At 51.4% G+C, this 23740-nt stretch carries 18 protein-coding genes; 15 read left to right on the top strand and 3 right to left on the bottom strand.

All coding sequences use genetic code 11. The annotated features are described in order from the left end of the window. Window positions 1-82 precede the first annotated feature (82 nt). From AC3Y2E_RS29960 to AC3Y2E_RS29950, 3 genes are all read left to right on the top strand, one after another. Window positions 83-1903 (top strand): FAD-dependent oxidoreductase, encoded by a 1821-nt coding sequence (locus tag AC3Y2E_RS29960; protein ID WP_379216981.1) that lies wholly within the window; start codon window positions 83-85, stop codon window positions 1901-1903. A 95-nt stretch (window positions 1904-1998) separates the two neighbouring features. Further along, window positions 1999-3318 (top strand): ABC transporter substrate-binding protein, encoded by a 1320-nt coding sequence (locus tag AC3Y2E_RS29955; protein WP_379216980.1) that lies wholly within the window; start codon window positions 1999-2001, stop codon window positions 3316-3318. 134 nt (window positions 3319-3452) lie between these two features. Further along, window positions 3453-5312: a right-handed parallel beta-helix repeat-containing protein gene (locus tag AC3Y2E_RS29950; RefSeq protein WP_379216979.1), complete on the top strand. Its 1860-nt coding sequence runs from the start codon at window positions 3453-3455 to the stop codon at window positions 5310-5312. 184 nt (window positions 5313-5496) lie between these two features. Here AC3Y2E_RS29950 and AC3Y2E_RS29945 read toward each other — a convergent pair whose 3' ends face one another. Continuing rightward, the gene (locus AC3Y2E_RS29945) at window positions 5497-8628 is read right to left on the bottom strand and encodes a beta-galactosidase (protein WP_379216978.1); all 3132 of its coding nucleotides are present in this window, start codon (window positions 8626-8628) and stop codon (window positions 5497-5499) included. 238 nt (window positions 8629-8866) lie between these two features. Here AC3Y2E_RS29945 and AC3Y2E_RS29940 point away from each other — a divergent pair, with 238 nt between their 5' ends. From AC3Y2E_RS29940 to AC3Y2E_RS29900, 9 genes are all read left to right on the top strand, one after another. Continuing rightward, window positions 8867-10648 (top strand): sensor histidine kinase, encoded by a 1782-nt coding sequence (locus AC3Y2E_RS29940; protein WP_379216977.1) that lies wholly within the window; start codon window positions 8867-8869, stop codon window positions 10646-10648. Then, a complete protein-coding gene (locus tag AC3Y2E_RS29935) occupies window positions 10623-12230 on the top strand; it encodes a response regulator transcription factor (protein ID WP_379216976.1) in 1608 nt (535 codons plus the stop codon). The genes AC3Y2E_RS29940 and AC3Y2E_RS29935 overlap by 26 nt, the downstream gene beginning before the upstream one ends. Before the next feature lie 123 nt (window positions 12231-12353). Continuing rightward, entirely contained in the window at window positions 12354-13688 is a 1335-nt protein-coding gene (locus AC3Y2E_RS29930; protein ID WP_379216975.1) for an extracellular solute-binding protein, read from the top strand. A gap of 79 nt (window positions 13689-13767) precedes the next feature. After that, a complete protein-coding gene (locus AC3Y2E_RS29925; RefSeq protein WP_379216974.1) occupies window positions 13768-14655 on the top strand; it encodes a carbohydrate ABC transporter permease in 888 nt (295 codons plus the stop codon). After that, entirely contained in the window at window positions 14648-15472 is an 825-nt protein-coding gene (locus AC3Y2E_RS29920; protein ID WP_379216973.1) for a carbohydrate ABC transporter permease, read from the top strand. Before AC3Y2E_RS29925 ends, AC3Y2E_RS29920 begins: the two co-directional genes overlap by 8 nt. A 15-nt stretch (window positions 15473-15487) precedes the next feature. Continuing rightward, complete coding sequence (locus AC3Y2E_RS29915) at window positions 15488-16822, top strand: glycoside hydrolase family 125 protein (protein WP_379216972.1); 1335 nt, start codon at window positions 15488-15490, stop codon at window positions 16820-16822. Window positions 16823-17291: 469 nt separating this feature from the next. Further along, entirely contained in the window at window positions 17292-17732 is a 441-nt protein-coding gene (locus AC3Y2E_RS29910; protein ID WP_379216971.1) for an ASCH domain-containing protein, read from the top strand. A gap of 139 nt (window positions 17733-17871) precedes the next feature. Then, entirely contained in the window at window positions 17872-18072 is a 201-nt protein-coding gene (locus AC3Y2E_RS29905) for a tautomerase family protein (protein WP_379216970.1), read from the top strand. A 57-nt stretch (window positions 18073-18129) separates the two neighbouring features. Beyond that, the gene (locus AC3Y2E_RS29900) at window positions 18130-18741 is read left to right on the top strand and encodes a DUF4304 domain-containing protein (protein WP_379216969.1); all 612 of its coding nucleotides are present in this window, start codon (window positions 18130-18132) and stop codon (window positions 18739-18741) included. A 156-nt stretch (window positions 18742-18897) separates the two neighbouring features. On the opposite strand, the gene AC3Y2E_RS29895 is transcribed toward AC3Y2E_RS29900, so the two are convergent. Next, complete coding sequence (locus AC3Y2E_RS29895) at window positions 18898-20043, bottom strand: AbrB family transcriptional regulator (protein WP_379216968.1); 1146 nt, start codon at window positions 20041-20043, stop codon at window positions 18898-18900. A 387-nt stretch (window positions 20044-20430) separates the two neighbouring features. Here AC3Y2E_RS29895 and AC3Y2E_RS29890 point away from each other — a divergent pair, with 387 nt between their 5' ends. The 3 genes from AC3Y2E_RS29890 to AC3Y2E_RS29880 all read left to right on the top strand — a co-directional run bounded on the left by AC3Y2E_RS29890 (window position 20431) and on the right by AC3Y2E_RS29880 (window position 22811). Next, the gene (locus AC3Y2E_RS29890; protein WP_379216967.1) at window positions 20431-21258 is read left to right on the top strand and encodes a VanW family protein; all 828 of its coding nucleotides are present in this window, start codon (window positions 20431-20433) and stop codon (window positions 21256-21258) included. Between the two features lie 525 nt (window positions 21259-21783). Further along, window positions 21784-22203, top strand: coding sequence for a VOC family protein (locus tag AC3Y2E_RS29885; RefSeq protein ID WP_379216966.1), 420 nt, complete (start codon window positions 21784-21786; stop codon window positions 22201-22203). A gap of 146 nt (window positions 22204-22349) precedes the next feature. Continuing rightward, the gene (locus tag AC3Y2E_RS29880; protein WP_379216965.1) at window positions 22350-22811 is read left to right on the top strand and encodes a VOC family protein; all 462 of its coding nucleotides are present in this window, start codon (window positions 22350-22352) and stop codon (window positions 22809-22811) included. A 197-nt stretch (window positions 22812-23008) separates the two neighbouring features. On the opposite strand, the gene AC3Y2E_RS29875 is transcribed toward AC3Y2E_RS29880, so the two are convergent. Further along, window positions 23009-23482 (bottom strand): carboxymuconolactone decarboxylase family protein, encoded by a 474-nt coding sequence (locus AC3Y2E_RS29875; RefSeq protein WP_379216964.1) that lies wholly within the window; start codon window positions 23480-23482, stop codon window positions 23009-23011. Window positions 23483-23740 lie beyond the last annotated feature (258 nt).

Below are 23740 nucleotides of genomic sequence, written 5' to 3'. Positions count from 1 at the left end.
AACGAAAGTAACGATTTTTTTTCAATACGGCTCCGTTCACCGGAATGAGATAGTCGGATTTCAGGATAGAGGAGAGATTGAAGTGAAGGGCACCAAGCAAATAAACAGGCAAAAAATAACTACACAGCTGTTCGTGGCGGGAGGAGGGATGGCCGGAGTAGCTGCAGCGGTCGCTGCCGCCAGAAACGGAATTCGCACGGTTCTTTGTCAGGATCGCCCGGTGCTTGGAGGCAACGCCTCGTCTGAAGTGCGAATGAACGTGAGCGGTGCTTCCGTTCGGGGTGCCGCGCTTGAGACCGAGTCGCGGGAAAGCGGCATCGTCGAGGAAATGATGCTGGAATGCGCCGTGCGCAACCCGCAGCGTTGCGCCAATATGCTCGATTTGATTTTATACGAAACGTGTCGTGCGGAACCGAATTTGACGCTGATGCTCAATTCGTGCGTTGTCGGGGTCCGTATGGACGACGACCGGATCGCGGCGGCTTACGTCAATCGGGAAAGCACGGAACATTACTTCGAGATCGAAGCGGAGCTGTTCGCCGATTGCACCGGGGACGGCCGGCTCGGAAGCGAAGCGGGAGCGCGGTACACGACCGGGCGGGAGTCGTCCGCGGAATACGGGGAATCGTTTGCAAGGGACGATCGGGACGCGTACCGGCTTGGTTCATCGTTGCTGTTCACCTCCAGGGACATGGGGCGCCCGATGCCGTTCGTCGCGCCGAAGTGGGCGCGGACTTTTTCCGAGGAAGATTTGCGGTTCCGCTCGCATCCAACATGGGAATACGGCTATTGGTGGGTCGAATACGGCGGAATGCGGGATACGATCAAGGACAACGAGGAGATCCGCGACGAGCTTTTGGCCATCATGCTCGGCGTATGGGACCATATCAAGAACAGCGGACATCATCCGGAATCGGCGAACTGGGCGTTGGACTGGTTCGGCTTCCTTCCCGGGAAGCGGGAATCGCGGCGGTTCGTCGGACAGCATGTACTGACCCAGCACGATTTGGAGCAGTCGGTGGATTTCCACGACACGATCGCTTACGGGGGATGGTCGATGGACATCCATCATCCCGGCGGTATCGAGGCGGCGGACGAGAAGCCGAATATTCATCCGTACACGCCCTATATGTACGGCATTCCGCTTCGCTCGCTCATCAGCGCCAATATCGTCAACCTATTGTTCGCAGGGCGCAATATATCGGCGACGCACGTCGCTTTCTCCAGCACGCGGGTCATGGCGACATGCGCCTTGATGGGAGAAGGGCTGGGCACGTATGCCGCCTTCGCGGTTCGAAGCGGCAAACCGCACGAAGCCTGGCGCGACCCGGAGCTTGTCCGGGATACGCAGCAGCAACTGTTGCGGCAAGGGGCTTTCTTGCCCGGCAGGCTGCTGGAGGACCGGAATCTTGCGGCAGAAGCGGCCATCGTAGCCTCGTCGGAGCAAACAGGCGGCGCCGCGTCCCAAGTTGCGGACAGACATACCCGCTCCGTGCATGGCAGGCGGGGCGTCAGACCGGACTTAGCCGTGCCCGGGACGCACCGCTGGATGTCCGACCCGGCGGATACGGCGCCGTGGCTGGAGCTTCGCTGGGAACGCCCGGTTCAAGTATCGCGCATCACGGTTGTGCTGGACACCGGGCTTCATCGCCATCTCGCCTTGACGCACTCGGACGGGCATCATAGCCGAATGGAGTGGGGGCCGCAGCCGGAAACGTTAAAAAACTTCAATGTTCTGGCCGGCATCGGGGGCCGTTTCGAAGAGGTTGCCCGTGTGCGGGGCAACTACCAGCGGCAGCTGCAATTCGATGTGCAGCTTGGCGAAGTCGACTGCTTGAGATGGGAGGTGATCGAGACAAACGGGCTCGACCATGCACGGATTGTGGAAATTCGCTGCGAGTAGCCGTACGCTCAGTTCGCGGACATGATTGGCGACGGGCGCGGCACGGACGGTAATACGTAATCGATTGCTTGAACCATTCCAACGGGGGGATCGACATGAAACGAAATTATCGATTAGTTAGCGGAGCCGCATTGATGCTGCTTGCCGCTGTCTTGGCCGCAGGATGCGGCAAGACGAAGGAACCGGACAGCCCGGCAGCGGACGGAGGAGAGGCCGGGGGGCCGCCGAAAGTGAGCGATGCGCCGGTAACGCTCAACGCCGCCGTAGACGCGGTTATTGTGGACAGCGCTCTGGAAGCTGCCATTCAGGACGGATTGAAGAAGAAACATCCGAACATCAAGCTGAACATCATTCAATCGGGCACAGGAACAACGCTGACCGATCAGATCGCTTCCGGCAGTGCGCCCGACATCGTCTTTACGTTTAACGGCCGATTGGCGACGTATCAGGACAAAGGCATTTTATACGATATGACATCGCTGCTGCGAACGCATCAATTCGACCTGAATCGCTTCGACCCGCAGATGATTACGGACGCCAAGGTCAGTTCGACGAACGGCGAGCTGTACGGCATTCCGTACAGTCGAAATTTCCATGCCTTCTACTATAACAAGGATATTTTCGATAAGTTTGGCGTGCCGTATCCACAGGACGGGCTAACCTGGGACCAGACGCTCGAGCTTGCCAAAAAACTGACCCGTATGGAGGGCGGCACCCAGTACAGAGGCATTGACCCGGGAGCCGGTATCTCCTGGATTTACCAGCCTCTCGGCATTCAGGCAGACGATGTCACGACCGGCAAAGCGTCCGTCAACAACGAACAGTGGAAGAAGGTGTTCGAGCTTGTCAAAGCGATGTTCACGATCCCGGGCAACGAGTCGAACGGAACGCCGATCGATAACTTCCTGAAACAAAAAAACTTGGCGATGATCGCGTACACCAACATGTTCTCGCAGCTGGAGGAGCCGACAAAGCAAGGCTTTAACTGGGATCTCGCCCAATATCCGAGCTATCCGGAGCGGCCGAACACATACGGCAACGCCAGTGTCAACATGATGGCGATTACGCAATCGAGCAAATACAAGGAGCAGGCGCTGCAGGTCATCGAGGTGGCCACCTCCGACGAAGTGCAGCTGGAGATCGCACGTCAAGGAATCATCTCGCCGCTTAAGAATACGGCGATCCAAGCCGAATTCGGTAAAAATCTGAACGTCCTGAAAGGAAAACGGATTGAGAGCATTTTCAAGAGCAAGCCGGTGCCGTACCCGAAAGCTTCTCCGTATCGGTCGAAGTCCGAAGGGATCGCCTCAAAATATTTCAACGAATACAAGAATGGCACGATTGACGTCAATACCGCATTAAGCAAAGCGGAGGAAGAGATCAACAAAATGCTGGAAGCGGAAAAAGCGAAATAACATCAAGGAAGGCGCAACAACGGCATACCGGTTCCCGCAGAACAATGCTGCTTTCTTCGCTAGTAGCCGTATCGTCCCTATTCCGACGATACGGCTCACGCGAATATTCATAAAAATGAAGGAGGAACTGCAGCATGCAAAACTTGACAAGAAGGAAACTGTTGGCTGCAATCGGCACGACAGGAGCGGCAGCCGTTCTATTCAAAGCTTCTGCCGGCGCGACGAACGGAATGGAGCCATCTGTTTTGGGAGCGGTTTATCCCGATGACAAACTCAAATCGAAGCTGACGAGAACGGATTTGTGCATTTCAACGTCAGTAAGCGAACTGAGAGCGGAAACAGATCCGGTGGAAGGTTTTGCGTATTATGTAACGGATGCCGGTATGGAGGGATTTTTTCAGTATGAACCGGGAGATACCTCTTCGCCCGACAATACGGGAACGATTCTCGTCTCGACATCGGGCGCACGGTTTAAACGGATTATCGATCAATCGTTTGTGAATGTAAGATGGTTTGGCGCTGCGGGAGATGGGGCGACCGACGACACGGCGGCGATCAATGCGGCCATCGGCGACGGCAACAGAACGGTTTACATTCCGGAAGGAACGTACATGATCCGGGCTGACGCCACAAGCATCGGCCAGTTGAGCGCGGGTATTCAGGCGAAAAACAATACGAAAATTGTCATATGCCCGCAAGCGACTTTGAAAGCGCAGCCGTCTGCAACGCCCAGATATACGATCATCAACATTTTTGGCAAATCGAACGTCACGATCGAAGGCGGCGGCAAAATTATCGGGGAACGGAACGAACATCAAGGGACGACGGGGGAATGGGGTTACGGCATTTGCATCGGCGGATCGGATCGGGTACTGGTGCAGGACTTGTATATTGCGGATTGTTGGGGAGATGCATCCGTTGTCGGATACTATCTGGATAAAAGCAACGCTGCTCGCAACATCACATTCCGGAATGTGTACTGCGACAACAACCGGAGACAAGGGATCAGCGTAACCTGCGCCGAAGATGTGCGGATCGAGAGCTGTACATTTGCCAATACAAACGGAACAGCTCCTGAATATGGAGTCGATCTTGAACCGGATAGCGGTACTTCTGTTCGCCGCGTGACCATCGCCAATTGTATGTTCCGTAACAATGCCGGCGGCGGTTTTACAATGAACGGTACGAATGGAACAGTCGAATATGTCCATTTTATCGGCAACACACTTGTTGGTCCCAGATCCCATATCAATGGCTTGTTGACACAAAACGTAGTGATTAAAGGCAACATAATTACCGACTCTGCCATCAGAAGCTTGTGGCTCCGGTTGTCGAGTAATTATCTCGTGGAAGGGAACCTCATTCAAAATTGTAACAGTATCGGAATTTGGCTGGAAGAAGCAAGCTCGATCAACATAACGAATAACCATCTCTATAACGTAAAAGCAAACAGCATTCGGCTCACTGAAAATTCCAAATACTGTATAGTGGCCAACAATTTGATAGAAGAATGCGGAGAGTCGTCGGCAAGCACAAATATTATGATTACAACCGGCGCAAGCTTCAACACCATTCAGAACAACGTGATTCAAAATCGGTTCAAGCACGCCGGACAGGCGAAAGGCGGAACAAGCGGTACGATCGTGCTTGATGACGACGCTTCCGCGGCAAGCGGTGAGTACAACAGTATGACGATCTACATGGTCGGCGGGACTGGTGCGGGACAAAAAAGAAAAATTACGTCGTATGACGGCGCGACCAAAACCGCTGTGTGTGCGCCGGCTTGGACAGTTGCCCCGGACGCTACGTCCGAATTCGAGATTCGTTATGGCTCGGTGAACGGTATACGCGTGCAGTATCCGCAGGAGAAATACAACATCATTCACAACAACCAGCTTCTGTTTGCTGCAACACTCTACAATTCCAACGGCATAGACGATCAGGGAACGGGCACATCAGTGGCCAATAATGTTTCATTCGAAGAAGCGATATAAAACGAATATAATTGCAGGCCAAAGCCGTCTTAGTGCGGGATTGCGGCTCTGGCCCGTTATATGCCGATAGCAGCAGGCATCCGTCTCGCTGCTGTCCTGCAAAAACAAAAAAGTTGGATGGAAAACGCGAAGGTTTTCCGCCCAACTTTTTTTGTGACTTATGTGACTACTCTTATCTATACGTTCAGGAATCGACCAAGATGTCCGTCTCATGCGGACGATATACGGCCAGCAGCTTGCCGCTGCGATCGGCGGCAAACATGACGGTGCGCTCGCTTTCCAGCGTAAACGAATACGTAACGCCGGTAGCGGGATTCGTTACTCGGACGGCAGCGTCTTCTGCGAATTCCGATACGAAAATAAATAATTCGCCGTCGTTAAAGCTCAGCTTGCGGCCGTAAATGCCTGGCAGTTCGCCGCCTTGTTTCCAGATCAGCTCGGGAGCGACACCTGCTTCCCGGATCGCATGCCGGTACAAGTCGGCGACCGCTTCGGGCCGGTCGTTCATCTCGACCGGCAAGCCGCACCAGAGAAGCCGTCCTTTTCCGAGTTTCACGGTACGCAGCGCAGAACCCGTTTTCGCCGCCGGCTCCAGGACCGTTTCTTTCGCAAGAATGGCGATTTTGCGGCTTCCATAGGAGAGCGGGACGGATTTGCCATCGAGCATGAATCGTTCCTCGCGCCGCACGTTGCCGAGCTTGCGGGCTCCGAGCAAGTCGTCCAGACGGCTGCTTGGGTGCCAGTATTCGTCCAGCCCGGCCGGCCCGGTAAACAGAAGCGTCGTCTCATGGGCAGCGACATGGTCGAGCAGCTGCTGCAGCGCCGTATCGCTGAAATTATGCGGACTCGGCACGATAATCAATCGGGCCGGCTGATCGTTCAGCGCCTCCAGCTGATACTCGCCCATCGCGCGGAACGGAGCATTGAGGTCGTAGGCAAGCACCCGCGTTGCGCGGCTTGTCGCTTCGACGGCAAAGGAACGGTTCGATAAATCGTTCGAATAAGGGAAGATCATCACGATGTCTTCCAATTGGCGCCCTATGAATAAATCGCGGATCTGCTCCATATACCGGCCGAAGTCGTAGGAGACGTCCGCTTCCGGTTTTTCCGTGCCGTCCGCACGCAGCGCCCCGATATTCGATTCGTTGACATTGTTCATGAAGTAATTCGTATTCCACAACCATTGAACCGCGCCAGCGCTTCCGGTAGAAAACGAGTAGGCGTATTTGCGCTCCAAAATGTTGCGCAGCTCTTCCTCGCTTCGTTTAGCCCTTCCGTCCGGGGTTTCCACATACATAATGCCCGTTTCCTGGATCATATTCGGCTTGTACGGCGTTTTCGCGAAGATGCCGTCCCACACGAGCTGGTCCAGCAGCCACCAGGAATGATTCGTCGTATAATCCGCCGCTTGTTCGTAGAAAAACGGGGAGGGGCGCTGTGCGTTCAAGCCTTCGTCTTGTCCGATCGTAATGAGCTGACCCGGAGCAACGGAGCGAATCGCTTCATTTAACTCACACGCCCAGCGGTTCAGCATGTCCATGGAAAACAGCGAGTAATCCAGCCAGCGCGTTCCTTTTTTGCCGGAGTGCATATCCTGAATGTCTGCGTTAATATCGCTTGGTTCCGGCGGCGTAACGGATTCGAAATCCGGAAGAGCGTTCGGCGAAATCCCCCAGCGTTCCTGAAGCACCCGGATCGAGCCGTGGCGCTGCTTCAGCCATTCCCGGTATGCCGCTTGTTCGTAAGGGTCGCGCGAGCTGCGCGGGCCTCTGGAGAAAATCTGCTTCGGGTCAAACATCGACGGTTCGTTGATCAAATCCCAATGGATGTTCGACGTATGCCGGTGGCGCGAGACGATCGATACGATATACCGCTTCTGCGCTTCGACGCTCCGCGGATCGAGATAAGGATTCAGCCCTTCCCATAGCTCAGGCGTGAACGCAAAGAAGTTAAACGTGAGCTCCAGGTCGTGTTTCTTAGCCGTCATCACGAAAGCGTCGATCGCCCGCAGCACTTCCTCCGAAGGATGGCCGTCCAGCAGCATAATATTCCGGTAACCGGTCCAAATGCCGGTGCGGATATAGTTGATGCCCGCTTTTTTCATAGCGGCCATATCCCGGTCCCATACGGAGACGTTCGGCAAAAAGACGAAGTTGCGCGCCACGTCGCTGGTCATGTACGTCATACCGACGATCGGCAGCGGACGGCCGTTTTTGCGGAAATAATCGCGGTCGCACGTCAGCGGCTCGCCTTCTTGCAGCATCCGTTCATCCCGGCACCAGAAGCCTTGGCGTAATGTTCTGCGTTCCCCGGTATTGGCGACGAGGTCGGCACGCATCGTATATTGTCCTTCGCTCAGCTCGAGCGGCACGTTGATCGTGATCGATTGCAGGTTCGGGGAGGCGGTCAAGCTGTACGTTTGTGTCCACTCGGAAAGCGGCTCCACGCCCGAATCTTTGCCGAAGGCGAGCTGCAGTGCCCATTCTTGGTTGGCGGATTCGCTGCGTTGGGCCGCATGACGTCCGAGCGTCTGCCATTGAAATATCAATTTCGCCCGGTCGCCCGGATCATAGCTGGCATAGCCGGTCTTCAGCCACATTTCCGTAACGCCGCGGGAGCAGTAGTCCGCCCACGCCCTTATCGCTTCATCGCCTCCGGCTTCCCAGAACGACGTCCGCAGCGGCTGATTGACGAACATCCATCGGCTTCCGGCATAAACGCCGCGCACATTTTCAAGAAGCACGACCGGAGCTCCGATTTCACGGCCGTCTTTGGAGACGGCTTTGACCAGCGGATGGATCTGGGCGTTCATCGGGCCGAGTGAGCCCATCTCATGAGGCAATGAGGTTTCTTTGGTCACGTGCAGCACGAGGCTGTAAGTCGGTTCGAGCGTTAGTCCGCTAAGATAAGGCGCGCATACGGGAAGATCCGCCGCCGCCTCCAGTCGATCGAACTTGTCGGCCTGGACCGGCATCGCTTCATGGATATGGAACAGCTGGTGGTAGGCGGCTTGCTCCACTTCGCACTTCCATTGCCCGTCCTCGCGATATACCGGAATACGGAATGGTGCGCCGCCGATGCAAAGCAGCGAGCCTCCGCGCTCCGCATAACCGGCGATGTGCCGCCAACTGTCCTTCGGGAAGTATGGGGCGTGCATATTGACGAAACATCCGCCCTCCAGCCGATCGAGCGCTTGAGCGAGCGCGTCGGCCCCGACAAGCTCGGCCCGTTCTGCTAACTTCTGAATGGTTGCTTCGCTTAGGCGGTCACCGTGATAAGGAAAGGCGGGATCGTAAAAAATAACAAGGGATGTCATAACAGGTTGGCTCCTTTCGGCCGATCTTCATCTAGTCCAACACTATCATGCTCCGAAAACGAAAAATATAAAAAATACTATGGAAATGTCCAATAATCTATAGAGAAGGAATGCCGGTTCCTCTGATTGGCAACGCTGTTTTGCTTTGCAGCCATGTATGCTATATTCTGTTTCGTAAACAATGAAGAAGTTGCTGGAGGAAGACGCCATTCGTTTTCGGAAAGGAAGGAGTGCGGCGATGCGGCGCGAAGGCAAGAAGCGTTTTATAAGCCTGCAATACAAAATTTTGTTTTTTACGGTCATTCTGGTGCTGATTCCGCTGCTGGCGGTCGGCATTTTGTCTTATGTCAAGTCTTCGGAAATCATTCGTCAAAAGGTCAGCGTCTCCGATTTGAACACCGTGACGCAAATCGGGCAAAATATCGAGTTCATGTTCGAATATTTCCACGATACGTCGCTGTTCGTCATGCAATCGGGCGAGGTCAGGCAATTTCTGCGAATGAACATCGAGGCCGATCCTGGCGCATATAACGGGCAAAAGGTAATAACCGAGCAGTTGCTGACGAATTTGCCGAATATGAAGTCGTTCGTCCAGTCGATTCAGCTTCAAGGCATTAACGGCAGCCGGCTGAACGTGCGCGGGGCAGTTCGTCCGCTGCAGCCGGAACAGATCGCCGGCATTTTGGGGCGCAAGGGGGAGCCGGTATGGTATTTGAACGAAATCGTTCTCGGCAATGGAGCGAAAAAAAATGTCATTTCCTACGAACGGGCGATCAAGGATATTAACAATATTTCCGTCACGCTCGGCGTGCTGCAGATGAACATGGACCTGGACGCAGTACGCTCGTTATTCGAAAGCCGGCAAACGGGAGGGACGGACCACTTTTATTTATTGGACGAGCATGACGACGTAGTCGCTTCGACGGACGGGAACCGGATCTCCGGCTCGTTATCGGAGATGATCGGCGATCGGACGGGGATCGTGCAGCATCAAGGCTACACGGAGCTGACGATCGACCGTACGCCCTATCTGCTTACCTACGACACGATCGAACCGCTCGGCTGGCGCATCCTTCACGTTGTCCCCGCCCAAGCGCTGCTTAAGGAAAATCAAGTTATTCCGCAAATCATCGTCGTAACGGCGATTATCAGTTTTTTTGTGTGCGCCGGGATGGCGTATTTGTTCTCGCGCCGGATGATTTTGCCGATACGCAAGCTTCGCCGGCTGATGAGTCAGGTAGACGGAGAAGATTTCAACGTTCGCATTACGGTGTCGGGCAATGATGAAATCGCGCAATTGGGGCAAAGCTTCAATACGATGCTCGAACGGCTCCGGGAAATGATCCGGGAAGTGTATACGGCCCAGCTCCATAAAAAGGAGGCCGAACTGAAAGCGTTCCAGGCGCAAATCAACCCGCACTTTTTGTATAACACGCTGGATACAATCTATTGGATGAGCCGGATGGAAAAAGCGTTCGAGACGTCGGAGCTCGTGCAGGCGTTGTCGAAATTGTTCCGCCTCAGCTTGAACAGCGGGAAAGAGCTGACGACCGTACGCGCGGAGGTCGAGCATCTGCGTCATTACGTTACTATCCAGCAGAAGCGGTATGAGGACAGCATCGATTTTCAAATCGAGGTGGAGGAAGAGGCGCTCGACTGTCAGACAGTCAAGCTGGTCATTCAGCCGTTCGTGGAAAACGCCATCGTTCACGGAATCGAGAAGAAGGGCGAGTCCGGCGTGATCCGCGTCGATATTAAACGCGAGGACGAGGGACTGGTTTATTACATCAGCGATACCGGCTATGGCGCCGATTTGGAGGAGGTTTACCGTTTGATGAGGGAATCCGGGGACGATAATAAAGGATTTGCCGTGAAAAATATAAACGACCGGATTCAGCTGCATTTCGGCAAAACGTACGGTGTCGAGTTCAGCAACGGCCGCGAAGGAACGATCGTGAAAGTGATTCAGCCTTGGACGAAGGAGGAGACGGACGATGGTCAAGCTGATGATCGTAGATGACGAGTCGATAATCCGCAAAGGAATTCGCACATCGATCGATTGGTGGAAATTGGACGTGGACATTGTCGGCGAGGCGCGCAACGGGAAGGAAGCGCTGGAATTGTGCGAGCAGTTGAAGCCGGATATCGTGGTTACGGACATTCGGATGCCGCATATGGACGGGCTTGAATTGGCCCGTCAGTTGAAGGAGCGGGTCCCGCAGACGAAGATCGTCATCATAAGCGGCTACGACGATTTTGACTATGCCAGACAAGCGCTGAAAATCGGGGTTCATGAATATTTGATGAAACCGGTAGGAGCGACAGAACTGGAATCTCTAATTACGAAAATTTCGGACGAAATTGCCCGGGAACGCAAAAAAATCGAAGAAGAGCAAAGCAACCTCGAGTTGATCCGCGAAAATTTTCCGTTTATTCAGCGCAAATGGGTAAACCGGCTGTTAAAAGGCGCGAATACGGACGCCGCAGTTCTTTTCGAGCAGGCGGGTCAACTGAATATTTCGCTGGAGGGACCGGAGTATGCGGCTCTCGTCGTCGATGTCGACGACTTTCGTTTAATTACGGAGCACGACTCCGACCGGGATAAGGAATTGACCATGTACGCGATTGCCAACATCACGGAGGAAGTGCTGTCATCGGTGTTCGCTTGCACGGTATGCCAAAGCGATTTCGACTACATCAACCTGTTCGTTAATGCCAATATGAAAAATAAACACCGCCTGATCGAATGCTGCGAGGAAATCCAGCGCTGCGTCGCCCGGTATATGAAGCTGTCCGTCACGATCGGAGCCGGCACTTATGTGCGCGAGCTGAAGGATCTTCACAAAAGCAGCGCTCAGGCGGTATTCGCCATGCAGAGCAAAGTGTACCGCGGGAAAGGGCAAATTATCGTTTACGGGGAGACGGAGACCGGGAATGAAAACGAGCGGAAGCTTCTGCCGCCCTCCGAGAACGATAAGGAATTGCTGCAAAACCTCAGTGTTATGGATAAAACGAAAATCGACGCGCTGCTCGACGAGCGTTTCCTTCAGTTTGCCCGCTCGCATGTTCCTTATGAACACATTAAAGCGTTATGCCTCAAATGGGTCATTTTGGCGATGGCGCACCTGGAGCAGATGGGCGTTAATCTGGGCGAGAGCAAGCTCGCGGCCTTGAACCCGTACGAGGAAATTGAGAAATACGAGACGACGGAAGATATCCGGCGATGGCTCGGCGATTTATTCGCCGCGTTTATCGAATCGATCGCCGCGTATAAAAATGTACGGTTCAAACATATCGTAACCGCCGCGATCAAATATATTCAGGAGCATTATGCGGAGGATATCCGGCTGGAGGATGTTTCGTCCCAAGTTTATGTGACGCCGAATTATTTCAGCCGAGTCTTCAAGGAGGAGACGGGGCAGCATTTTACGGAGTGGCTGAATACATATCGCGTAGACAAAGCAAAGGTGCTGCTGAAAGATGTCGGCGCGAAAATATATGAAGTGGCCGAGCGGGTTGGCTATAACGATTACAAATATTTCACCCATGTTTTCAAAAAATATACAGGTTTTACTCCAAAAGAGTATCGAAACCGGTTGTAATTCGCAACAGGACACATTTACGGATAATTTCATAGATATGTCTACTTTTTTGTCCGCTTAACTTTTATATACTCACCTTATCAGGCAAAAGTACCTACTACATGGACAAAGGGGAGTTGTACGGTGAAAAAAGCAAACAAAGGGTTAACTGCGACGCTGCTAGTTACAAGCTTGGCGTTGGTTGCTGCGGGCTGCAGCTCGAATAGCGGTTCGGAATCGGCGGACGGCGCGAAGGATAAGGCAAAAGCCAAAATCAAATTTATGCATATGTATGATAAAAATTCGGCGCAGCCGAGCCATCAGGCTGACTTGATCGAGCAGTTCAAGAAGGATCATCCCGATGTAACGTTCGATGAAGAAGTGCAATCCCATGACAGCTACGAAACGAAAATTAAAACATTGGCAGCGGCGAACGAGCTGCCGGATGTGTTCCTCGTCAAGCCGTCCATGGTATCGACTTTCGTAGAAAACGGACTGCTTCGTCCGCTTAACGATCAATTGGATAAAAATGCGGCATGGAAGGACGGCTTCACCGAAGGCGTGCTCGACCCGTACTCGATCGACGGTAAAACGTACGGCGTCCAAATGACCGGCGGACCTACGCACGTCATCTATTACAACAAGGACTTGGTGGCCAAAGCCGGGTTCCCGGAATTCCCGAAAACGTGGAGCGAGTTCGAAACGTTGATCAAGGAATTGAAAAATCAGAACATTACCCCGATCGCCCTCGGCAATAAAGCGAAATGGGTCGTGAACTCCTCCTACATGAGCACGCTTGGAACCCGCTATACCGGAACCGAGTGGTTTAACAACCTGATTGAAGGCAAAAACGCGAAATTTACGGACCCCGAATTCGTCCAAGCCCTGACCGCTCTGAAAGGTCTGGTGGATATGGGGGCGTTCAATAAAGATATGAACAGCATCGATAACAATCAGCAAAGAACGTTGTACTACAACGGCAACGCGGCCATGTTCATCGAAGGCTCCTGGGCGGCCAACGCGATCGAAACGGGCGGACCGAAAGAGATCGTCGACAAGACGGAGCTTGCAGTATTCCCGGCGATCGAAGGAGCCAAGGGCGAGCAAAACACCGTATCCGGCGGAGGCGGCTGGGCTTATGCGGTCAATGCGAAGATCGATCCGGCGAAACTCGACGATATCCAAAAGCTGATCCAAAGCCTGACCGATTCCGAAGCTGCGAAACTCGTTCTGAAATACGGCGATATTCCTTCCAGCAAGGTGGACAATATCGAAAGCATCGAAATGCCTGCGCTTAGCAAAAAGCTCGTGAAGCTCGTCGAAACGACTAAATATTCGCCTATTTACGACACCCGCTTGTCCCCGGGCTTGACGGAGTCGATGAATACGACGATGCAGGAGCTGATGATCGGCAAATATACGCCGCAGCAAGCGGCCGAAGCGATGCAGAAAGAGTACGAAAGCGAAATGAAGCAATGATTCCAAGTTGGAATACGAATTTCTGCCGGGTGTCAAGCCCGGCAGAATATGATGTTTCTAGCTTGAAGGAGGGAGCCTGATGAATGGTTCGACAGCCATCCGCCCGAAACGGATTACGTTCCTCATCTATTTGTTGCCGAGCGTAATCCTTTTTGCCTTCATGGTGCTTGTTCCTGTCGTTTTAGCTGTGCGATACAGCTTTTTCAAATGGTCGGGCGGCCCCAAGATGGATTTTATCGGGCTGGATAATTACCGGAACCTGCTGGTGGACAGTAATTTCTGGCATGCGTTTCTGAACAATCTGCTGATCGTCGCATTCAGTGTGGTCGGTCAGATTGGCATCGCGTTTATCATCAGTATTTTCCTGATGTCGAAGCTGGCGAAGTGGAAAGGATTCCATCGTACGGTTATTTTCATTCCCGTCGTGTTGTCCTCCGTCGTCATCGGCTTTTTATGGGGAATGATCTATAACCAGGATGCCGGGATGCTGAACTGGCTGCTGCGAAGCGTCGGATTGGAGTCGTGGATCAAGCCGTGGCTGGACGATCCGGATATCGTCATGTACTCCGTTACAGTACCGATCGTGTGGCAATATATCGGCTTTTACTTGATCATCTTTTTGGCGGCGATGCAAAGCATCAATAGCGAAGTGTACGAGATGGCCGAGCTGGACGGGGCGACGGGGTTCAAAAAAATGCTGCACATAACGCTTCCCCTGTTGAATCCGACGATCAAAATCGCGGTTATGCTCTGTATTGCCGGGAATATGAAAGCGTTCGACAGCATATTCGTCATGACGGGCGGCGGACCGGGCAGCAGCTCGACCGTTATGGCCCAGTATGCATACGATACGTCGTTTAAAGCGTACAAGCTTGGTTACGGAAGCGCGATTTCCGTAGGTATTATGATTTTGAGCGTCGCTTTGATCATGATCAGCCGTCTGATTGGAGGGAAAAACCGTGACTAAAACCATCGGCAAGATCGCGATTAACGTCTTTTTGATCGCCATTTCGCTGTCGTGTATTTTCCCTTTGATATGGATGATCTACTCCTCGTTGAAGACGTCGCAAGAATTCAACATGAACATCATGTCTTTGCCTACCAGCCCGCAATTTCAAAACTATATCGATGCCTTTCGGATCGGCAAGATGGGCACTTATTTTTGGAACAGCGCGTTTGTTAGTGTGTTTACTGTAATTTTTACAATATTATTCGGTTTTTTTACCGCTTATATATTGGCACGATTCAAGTTCCCGTTTCGCAATACGATTTATTTCATGTTTTTGACGGGCATGCTGATTCCGATCCATGGCTTGCTGATTCCGATTTTCGTCGAATTCAAGGCGCTCGGCTTGCTGGATAAGCGGATCACGCTTATTTTTCCGTACGTTGCCTTTAATTTGTCGATGGCCGTGTTCCTGTTCGAAAACTTCATCAAGTCAGTGCCGCTCGATATCGAAGAGGCCGCTTGCATCGACGGAAGCAGCTCCACCAGCACCGTATTGCGCATCGTGATGCCGTTATGCATGCCGGTTATTTCGACCTCGGTCATCTTGTTTTTCCTTGGCGCCTGGAACGAGTTTCCGTTCGCTCTCGTCTTGCTTAAGAGTCCGGCTCTGCATACGCTGCCGATCGGGCTGACCAATTTCAACGGGCAGTATACGGCCAACTATACGCAGATGATGGCCGCTATGGTGATCGTGATTATGCCGGTGCTGCTCGTATATCTGGCATTCTCCAAAAAAGTGATGCAAGGGATGACGGCCGGAGCCGTCAAAGGATAAGGAGGAGGACTCGGGATGGAACAATTCAGGCTGCCGAAAATCGATTTGGGTTCGTTTGCCGTTCCGCCAAGCGTGAAGCGGGTGCTGCAGATGGCGGAGAGCAAGCTGGCGCATCGGCCGAAGCTGCTGGCGCTGTTCAATAATTGTTTTCCCAATACGCTCGAAACGACCACGAAGCGGATGGAGGACGGCACGACCTTTGTGATTACCGGCGATATTCCGGCCATGTGGCTGCGCGATTCGGTGGAGCAGGTGCGCCATTATGTGCCGCTGGCCAGGGAAGATGCGGAATTGCGGAGCATCATCGGCGGCTTGATCCGGCGCCAGATGTTTTATATTTTGAAAGACCCGTACGCCAATGCGTTTAATGAAGGGCCGAACGACTGGCATTGGGATGCGAATGACGAAACGGACATGTCGCCTTGGGTATGGGAGCGGAAATTCGAGCTCGATTCGATCTGTTTTTCGATGCAGCTTTCTTATCTGTACTGGCAGGAAACCGGGCATACGGACATCTTCGACGAGAATTTCAGCAAAGCGATGCGTACGGCGGTCGATCTCTGGAAGGTAGAGCAGCGTCATGGCGAGCTTTCATCCTATACGTTCATGCGCCGGAATTGTCCGGCCATCGATACGCTTCGCAACGAAGGCAAGGGCATGCCGGTCAATTATACCGGGATGATCTGGTCCGGATTCCGCGCCAGCGACGATGCCTGCGACTTTCATTACAACATTCCTTCGAATATGTTCGTCGTCGCCGTATTGCGGCAAATGCAGGAGATTGCCCGCTATGTGTTCCGCGACGTTCGTTTTGCCGAGGAAATGGAGAAGCTGGAGGAAGAAATCGAGCACGGCATCCGGCTGTACGGGATTTACCATCATGCGAAGCATGGGCCGATTTATGCTTTCGAAACGGACGGCTTCGGCAATTATTGCCTGATGGACGATGCGGGCACGCCGTCGCTGCTGTCGATTCCGTATATCGGCTATGCTTCCGCAGATGATCCGATCTATCGCAACACGCGGTCGTTCATTCTTAGCAAGGACAATCCGTATTATTTCGAAGGCCAAGCGGCGAAAGGCATCGGCAGCCCGCATACGCCTCCGGACTATGTGTGGCATTTGGCGCTATCCATGCAGGGGCTGACCGCTTTCGGCGATGCAGAAATGATGGAGATGATCGATCTACTAGAGTCGACGGATGCGGATACCGGCTTTATGCACGAAGGGTTTCATGCCGACGATCCGGCAACCTTTACGCGACCTTGGTTTGCCTGGTCGAACAGCATGTTCGCGATGCTGGTGTATCGAGCGATGGAACGCGGATTGTTCGAGCGGGACGGGAAGTAGCTGTTAACGTAAGTGAGCGTGCTGCTTAGAGAGAGTCACGAATGGGTATACTTTCGAAGGCGCTGTCCCACAAGCGTTGGCTGACATAGGAACGTCTCCATTTTCGAACGAAAGGACCTCAAATTCCACGGTAAAGTGGAGGTTGAGGTCTTTTTCTCCATGAGTACCGGTTGGAAGCGGGGCTCCAAAAATCGCCACATGACTATAGGAACACCCCCTGGTCGTTACATATACCGTAGACTGATTCATTTACGCAAATGGGCTAGTTCGTCTTTGAGCAGTTGAATCATTTCTTGCTGACTGCGTACTAGATCCTCCATTTTCGTTAAAGTACGTTTATGAAAGCGCATAGCAGAAAATAAAAAGAAGACTAGCAGCGGGTATAAAAATAAAATAAAATAATCTAGCATAGTTGCCTCCATTTCCAAATAAAGGATTGCTTTATGTTTGATACTAGTGGAAGGCTTCTGTGAAGTCAATACGATGCGAGCTCATTAATAGGGAGAGGAGCTGTTCCCAAATCGATAAGATCCACACACAAAACGACCCCTTATCCATACAAAGAGCACTGATTGTACGCGAACCCTATGCGAGTATGATCGTATCCGGAACTAAAACCTGGGAAATTCGGGGATCCAATACGAAGATTCGAGGAATAGTTGGAATTATTGCAGGAGGTACTGGAACGGTTATTGGAATGTGCGACCTTGTTGATGTAAGGGGCCCTTTATCGCTGGAAGAATATAAGAATTCTTATAAACAACGAGGGTTATCCGCTCTTCACGACAGTTCCGGTCTCCCCTATAACCAAACTTATGCTTGGGTAATGGAAAATGCCAGGGCATTCGACGAACCGGTTCCTTATCTGCATCCGAACGGTGCTGTTATTTGGGTGAAGTTCTCTACATAAGAGTAGGCCGGAAGAATCATCTTCCCAGGACGCTGCCTACCCCTATTGTAATAATATGGTACAATGAGTTCGTTACATTTTCGTGGTTTGGCAGGACACTTTGCGCCCGCTTATTTGAACTGTATGGAGGAGAGTGAAGATGCCCTATATCAATTTGCAAATTACAAAGGGCGCCACCCGTGAACAAAAAGCACAAATCGTAAAGGAATTTACGGAGACGCTTGTCAAGGTGCTTGGCAAAAAGCCGGAGCATACCCATATCGTGATCCAGGAAATGGATGAGGAGAACTGGGGGTTTGCCGGTGTTCTGACTGACGAATATCGGAACAGTCACGGATAGCCGAATGAAGGGTATCGGTACGAGTAGCAGGAATGGCAGACGGATCTAGGAGGAATCGTGTTGCAGCAGATCTTTAACGACTTGATCAAGCAGGACGTAAAGCCGTTCCTTTCCAAGCACGGCTTCGCCAAAAAAAGCTTGAATTTCTATAAGGCATCAGAAAGTCTTGTCTATATGTTTAATTTTCAGAAATCGGGCGGCAACTCAGCGGACCATGTGATGTTTTATGTGAACTGCGGCATTTTCTCGGCCGAGCTGGCGCGGATTCAATCGAAACAGTTTGTAACGGCGCCCCATGAAGCGGAGTGTCATTTCAGAGCAAGACTTGGGGAACTAACGGAGTCCGTTCCGGACCGATTTGCCGTCACTCCGGATACGAATATGAAGGAATTAACGAAAACGCTGCTGGATGGATTGGAAGAAGCTATTCATTTCTATGATACGATGACCAGCGCCAGATCCATTGTCGATTATTATACTACAGGTCCCTATTTACATCTGGGCGAAGAGAGCTTTCATTTGTTGTTGCAATCCAAGGATAACGCCGCGGCCAATCAGTATTTGAGAGCTTTTCAGCAGAAGCACGGAGCGGAAAATCGATGGAGAATCTTCGAAACGAAATACGAGGCGATCTTTAATCAATACGGAGTGGAATTTCATAAGTTGTAAGTTATGAAGCCGCTGGGGGAGCCGGTCGCAGCCAGGGAACGGGGAACGAAGCTGCCAAGTAAAACGACTTGAGAAATTCGCCCCTCGCTTCGAGTGTCCACGTCAAGAAAAAAGCATCCTTGGGCGGCTGGCCGAAGGATGCTCTTTTTGTTTTCGTCATGTCACGGACCGATCCGTGGAAGGGAGTCCGGTTTGCCTGTTCGGCGTTACTCCGAGCAAACGGGAAAGGATCATTTTCAGCAAAGGCGACACGACTAAGAATATAAATAAAATGCGGAACAGCTGGTAGCCCGACGCGACGAAAAGGTTGGCATTCACCTCATGCGCCATAATACTCATCTGGTCCATTCCGCCGGGAGCCATGCTGAGCAGCGAGGTCGCCGCCGAGTGGGAAAGCAGCAGCATCAAAATATAACTTAGTCCGACCGATCCGGAAACGAGCAGCAGATTGCTAAGCAAGGCGAGCGCGATCGTCTGTTTTTTGCGCTGGAGCTGCTGCGGCTTCAACATCAGCCCCACGTAACTGCCGATCATAAGCTGGGAGATGTTCAGCAGGGATGCGGGTAATTCGGGAGCCGGCGCTGCGGCCGTCCACTGGATGATGCCCATCACGATCAGCGGTCCGAGCATATAAGCAGTCGGAAAATGCAGCTTCCGGGCGGCCCAAGCTCCTGCCACGCAAAGTGGCGCATAAATCAGCATTCCGGGAAAAAGCCCGGACCAGGTGGCGGCGGTGCCCAGTATCGCTGCCGCTGTGTCTGAAGAATGGGATAAACCGCCAATCCAAGGACTGAACAGCAGAAACGGCACGCAAAACACGATCATGATCAACCGAATGACCTGAATGAAGGTGACCAAGGTCAGATTGATCGGCTTCATCTCGTCAGCCAACGACACCATCTGCGAGAGGCCGCCGGGAACGCTGCCGACAAGCAGCGAAGGAAAGTCGAAATCCGTTACCTTGGATGCGGTGTAGGCGATCAGCGTACATAAACCGAGCAGCAGCAATGTCATCAGCAGCATCATCGGAAGCTGATGCAGGATGCTCTGCAGCGCCTCCGTCGTCATCGTCAAGCCGATGGAATAACCGATGATCAGAATGCCGTAATCCCGGACCGGTGCCGGCCACAACAGCGGCAGCTTGAACAATTGGGACCCCAGCAGCATCGCTACCATCGGACCTAACAGCCAAGGGATCGGGGTGTGAAGGAAGGTAAACACAAGTCCACCCGACACAGCAATACCCAGTGTAACCAAAAAACGAATGACAACAGGCAGTTTGTGGAACGGCATCCCTTTCATCAGCAAGCGCTGCCGTCAGCGTAAGGCATAAGAGACCCTAGTGGTGCGGTAATCATGTAACATCACTCCTGTTGAGAATAGCTGCTAACCGAAGTCATACCCTGTACGATCCTTCAAGTGTAACAGGATATGATCATTTACGGAACAAGGAGGAACCGTATCTTTGAATCGGACTCTCCGAAGCAACCCGTCCGGTTGGGGGGGAACATTCCGCTCGCCGGTAGTCGAAGCTTCGTTAATCGGCCATGCAGGCGAAGAGGAATACGTTCAATTGTCTTGAATACAATAGACAAAATTCATGAATATACGAAAGCGGCATCCTTGCTCTCCCCGAATTTGCAACCGATATACAAACCGGCCGGTGGCCAAGGAATGGAGAGTGCAAGATTGAGACGACAACTCCTTACCCATTTCCCTTTTTTGTACAAAGTGCGCGTTGCCCAGCTGACACTAAAGCGGCATCTGCTCAATACACTTTCTTTCACTAAATTTGCAAAACAAAGATCGGAAGAAGCGCTGCCGTATACGTGCAAAAAACATCAATCCCTGCTTCGCCGAAAATTGGGCTCCACCGATCCTGTGCTCCAGGAAAACAAAATTACAAATTTACGCCTTAGCCTTCGTCATATAGACGGGATTGTGATCCGTCCGGGGGAAACTTTCTCTTTCTGGAAAACTGTCGGAAAAACGACTGCCGCCAAAGGGTATATCGAAGGGCTCCTGCTGTCTAACGGAGATGTCAAAACCGGTATCGGAGGCGGCATATGCCAGCTGGCCAATCTTTTGTTCTGGCTGGCTCTTCATACCCCGCTTACGATTAAGGAGAGGCATCATCATAGCTTCGACCCGTTCCCGGACGATCAGCGCGCATTGCCGTTCGGCAGCGGGGCGAGCGTGTTTTACAATTATATCGATCTCCGGTTTCATAATCAGACCGATCAAGCGATCCAGTTCAAGGTTTGGCTGACCAACGACCATCTCAAAGGGTCTGTCCATATTGCGGAAGAATGGCCCTATTCCTATCATGTATTCGAAAAAAACCATGCCTTTTTGCGCGTGGGAGGCAAAAACTATCGGCAAAATGAGATTTGGCGAGACGTCATCGACAAAAAGACCGGGAATACGATTCAACAGGAACGGCTGATCGATAACTATTCCGAGGTCCGTTATGAGCTCCCTACGACAGATCTTCATTCCTGCGACTTGAGTACATAATTTTCCAAAACGTGGTGAAAATATGGAACACAAAAAATTAATTAGTGAAGTCGATTGGTATACGGCAGATGAGAAATTGTTGGGAAGTTTGCTTTTCGAAATGTGCGATTATCATATTTATAGTTCCTTGGATCTGAAAAATAAATTTTCAGAAATCCTCTCCATGAATTATATCCCTTATGAGATCCGACTCATCGTCAATATGGAGTGACATTTGTCCCAAAAGTCACTTTGCGTTATTGTAGCCCGTATGGTACTGATTTTCCTTCGTGAAAGAGGACCTCAGCTTCTACTTAACAGTGGAATATGAGGTCCTTTTGTTTGGTTCCTATTTCATGCGAACACTTTTAGTAGCCCTTCTTGTCGCCATACGGGTGTTTTTTATGGCAATGCCTATTATCAATTTACAAAAAACTAATCTGTGTGTTTGGTATGGTCCGAGATAATCGTTTATTGAGTTAGGTACTCGACAAGTGCGTTATAAAATCTAACGATGAAAGCAGAAAAAGGAGAGGAAGAGGAAGGATGAGCGAACCCAAATTGTTAAATTTGTCCTGCATTTACTTGCCTGCTAAGCACCCGTATGCCACAGCAAAATGGTACAGCGATATTTTTGGTTTAGAAGCCGCCGACTTTGCACCGTTAGATCCTAGTGCAGATCTTGTAGTATTAAAATTGTCCGATGATATCCCGGGTGGAGCAAGTATTTTTTTTGTACAATCCAACGATAAGTTTTCAATGAATTTCAGTAATATGGAAGGGCACAATCATGCCATCCTCATGTTCCAAGTAAAAGATATTGAGGAGCTTTATTTAAGAATGAAAGAAAAAGGTGTCGAACTTGCTACAGATGGAATTAAAGATCGCGGTAGCTGTGGTAAGGAGATTGCATTTTTTGATCCGGACGGAAGAAAAGTAGAAATTAATGACTATGGGACGAGATAACGATTCAGCAGGCTACGGCAGTATTTATCGTGATTAATAACCGCGATAATTATGAGTGAATCGAGATTAATTTTTAAAGTGTGAAGTTATCAATAATTGATTATAAGTGGGAGCAATTCTTCTATTTAGAGAACGGAGAGAAGATTATGAAAACTAACGAGGAAGATAAACAAGAGCATGTTCCAGAAGATATCACAGGCGTTACATGTATATACGTACCGGTAAAAGACGTTTACGAATCTATAAAATGGTATCAAGCCAATTTAGGATGCGAACCTTCAAACAACAATCCGGTTAGACCGGGAATGGAGATTGCGATTCTGCGATTTCCTGATCATACCGGAAAGCCGCATGGGCCTACTGGGCGCGTCCCGGCAATATTCCTAGGTACGGCAACGGAAGCAGCCGGGAGTTATGGATATACGTTTGGAGACGGTATGCGGCAGCCTGTAGCTTGCTTTATCACTCCCCGTATCCAGGAAATGTATACCCGTTTTAAGGAAAACGGAGTGAACATCGTAACCGAAATTCCCGAAAATAGACCTTGCGGACCTAACTATCGATTTTGCGATCCGGATGGGAATTTATTCGAAATATGGCAGCCGTAATTTTATATGCATGTAGCGACGCGGCTGCTGACCTGGGTCGGCAGCCTTGTTATCATGGTTCACTTCATTCCGCGCTGAGATTGCGACCTGGTGAACATAAGTCCCCCGCCGATCACTCCGATAATGCAATAGCGGCAGCCAGGGACATATTCGTAATGTCCAAGACTGTCGCTGGTTTACGTCCTCCGTTGTCTGAATTACGAGCCCGCAGAAACGGTTACGATCTGTCTCGTAGAAACGTTAAGTCGATTCCATAGATTAGCTGTAGCGATCCCGGTGATCAGGGTCGCCAATGCCGGTACATCGTAGTATCGTGCTGCTTCGTTAAAGATTTCATCGGGCACAGGATCTACTTGATCGTCAAGTCGGGTAACAGCTTCACTAAGCGCCAGGGCGGCACGCTCGGTATCGTTGAAGAATTGCGTGTCGCGCCAAGCCGGTAAGGCCAGTAGTCGCTCAGCAGATTCGCCAGCCGCCAAGGCGTTGCGCGAATGAAGTTGGACGCATACACTATCCCCATTGATTTGGCTTGCACGAAGATAGGCAAGGAAGAGCGTACGGCTTGGAATACCTGTTTTCTCTGCGGATGCAAACAGGGCTTTGCCAAGGGCTTGTAAGGCTTGAGCCGCATCAGATACGATCATTGCGGGACTATCCATTCTGGATTGCATGTTAAGCACTCCTTAAATAGGGATTAGAGCCGGATTGGCTCCTTATTATGCTGACGGATCGCCCCCCGGAATTTGTGACACAATTTTTTATAGGTTTTGTTAAACCTTAATGTTGATGCATAGTTTTCGCAAACTCATGACTTCAGTCATGAGTTAGAAAACATCGGATAGGGCGTGGCTTATGCCACGTTAACTATCCGATACATGTTTAGGTGACTATTACAACAATCCCTTTAATGTCAAGGTTTCTATAGGTGA

The organism is Paenibacillus sp. MAH-35 (assembly GCF_058135425.1).
This window is presented reverse-complemented; position numbering and strand designations above follow the sequence as displayed.

Coding starts and splice junctions, on each gene's coding strand:
- AC3Y2E_RS29955 (WP_379216980.1), top strand. CDS start 1,999: ATGAAACGAAATTATCGATTAGTTAGCGGAGCCGCATTGATGCTGCTT.
- AC3Y2E_RS29950 (WP_379216979.1), top strand. CDS start 3,453: ATGCAAAACTTGACAAGAAGGAAACTGTTGGCTGCAATCGGCACGACA.
- AC3Y2E_RS29945 (WP_379216978.1), bottom strand. CDS start 8,628: ATGACATCCCTTGTTATTTTTTACGATCCCGCCTTTCCTTATCACGGT.
- AC3Y2E_RS29940 (WP_379216977.1), top strand. CDS start 8,867: ATGCGGCGCGAAGGCAAGAAGCGTTTTATAAGCCTGCAATACAAAATT.
- AC3Y2E_RS29935 (WP_379216976.1), top strand. CDS start 10,623: ATGGTCAAGCTGATGATCGTAGATGACGAGTCGATAATCCGCAAAGGA.
- AC3Y2E_RS29925 (WP_379216974.1), top strand. CDS start 13,768: ATGAATGGTTCGACAGCCATCCGCCCGAAACGGATTACGTTCCTCATC.
- AC3Y2E_RS29915 (WP_379216972.1), top strand. CDS start 15,488: ATGGAACAATTCAGGCTGCCGAAAATCGATTTGGGTTCGTTTGCCGTT.
- AC3Y2E_RS29905 (WP_379216970.1), top strand. CDS start 17,872: ATGCCCTATATCAATTTGCAAATTACAAAGGGCGCCACCCGTGAACAA.
- AC3Y2E_RS29895 (WP_379216968.1), bottom strand. CDS start 20,043: ATGAAAGGGATGCCGTTCCACAAACTGCCTGTTGTCATTCGTTTTTTG.
- AC3Y2E_RS29885 (WP_379216966.1), top strand. CDS start 21,784: ATGAGCGAACCCAAATTGTTAAATTTGTCCTGCATTTACTTGCCTGCT.
- AC3Y2E_RS29880 (WP_379216965.1), top strand. CDS start 22,350: ATGAAAACTAACGAGGAAGATAAACAAGAGCATGTTCCAGAAGATATC.
- AC3Y2E_RS29875 (WP_379216964.1), bottom strand. CDS start 23,482: ATGCAATCCAGAATGGATAGTCCCGCAATGATCGTATCTGATGCGGCT.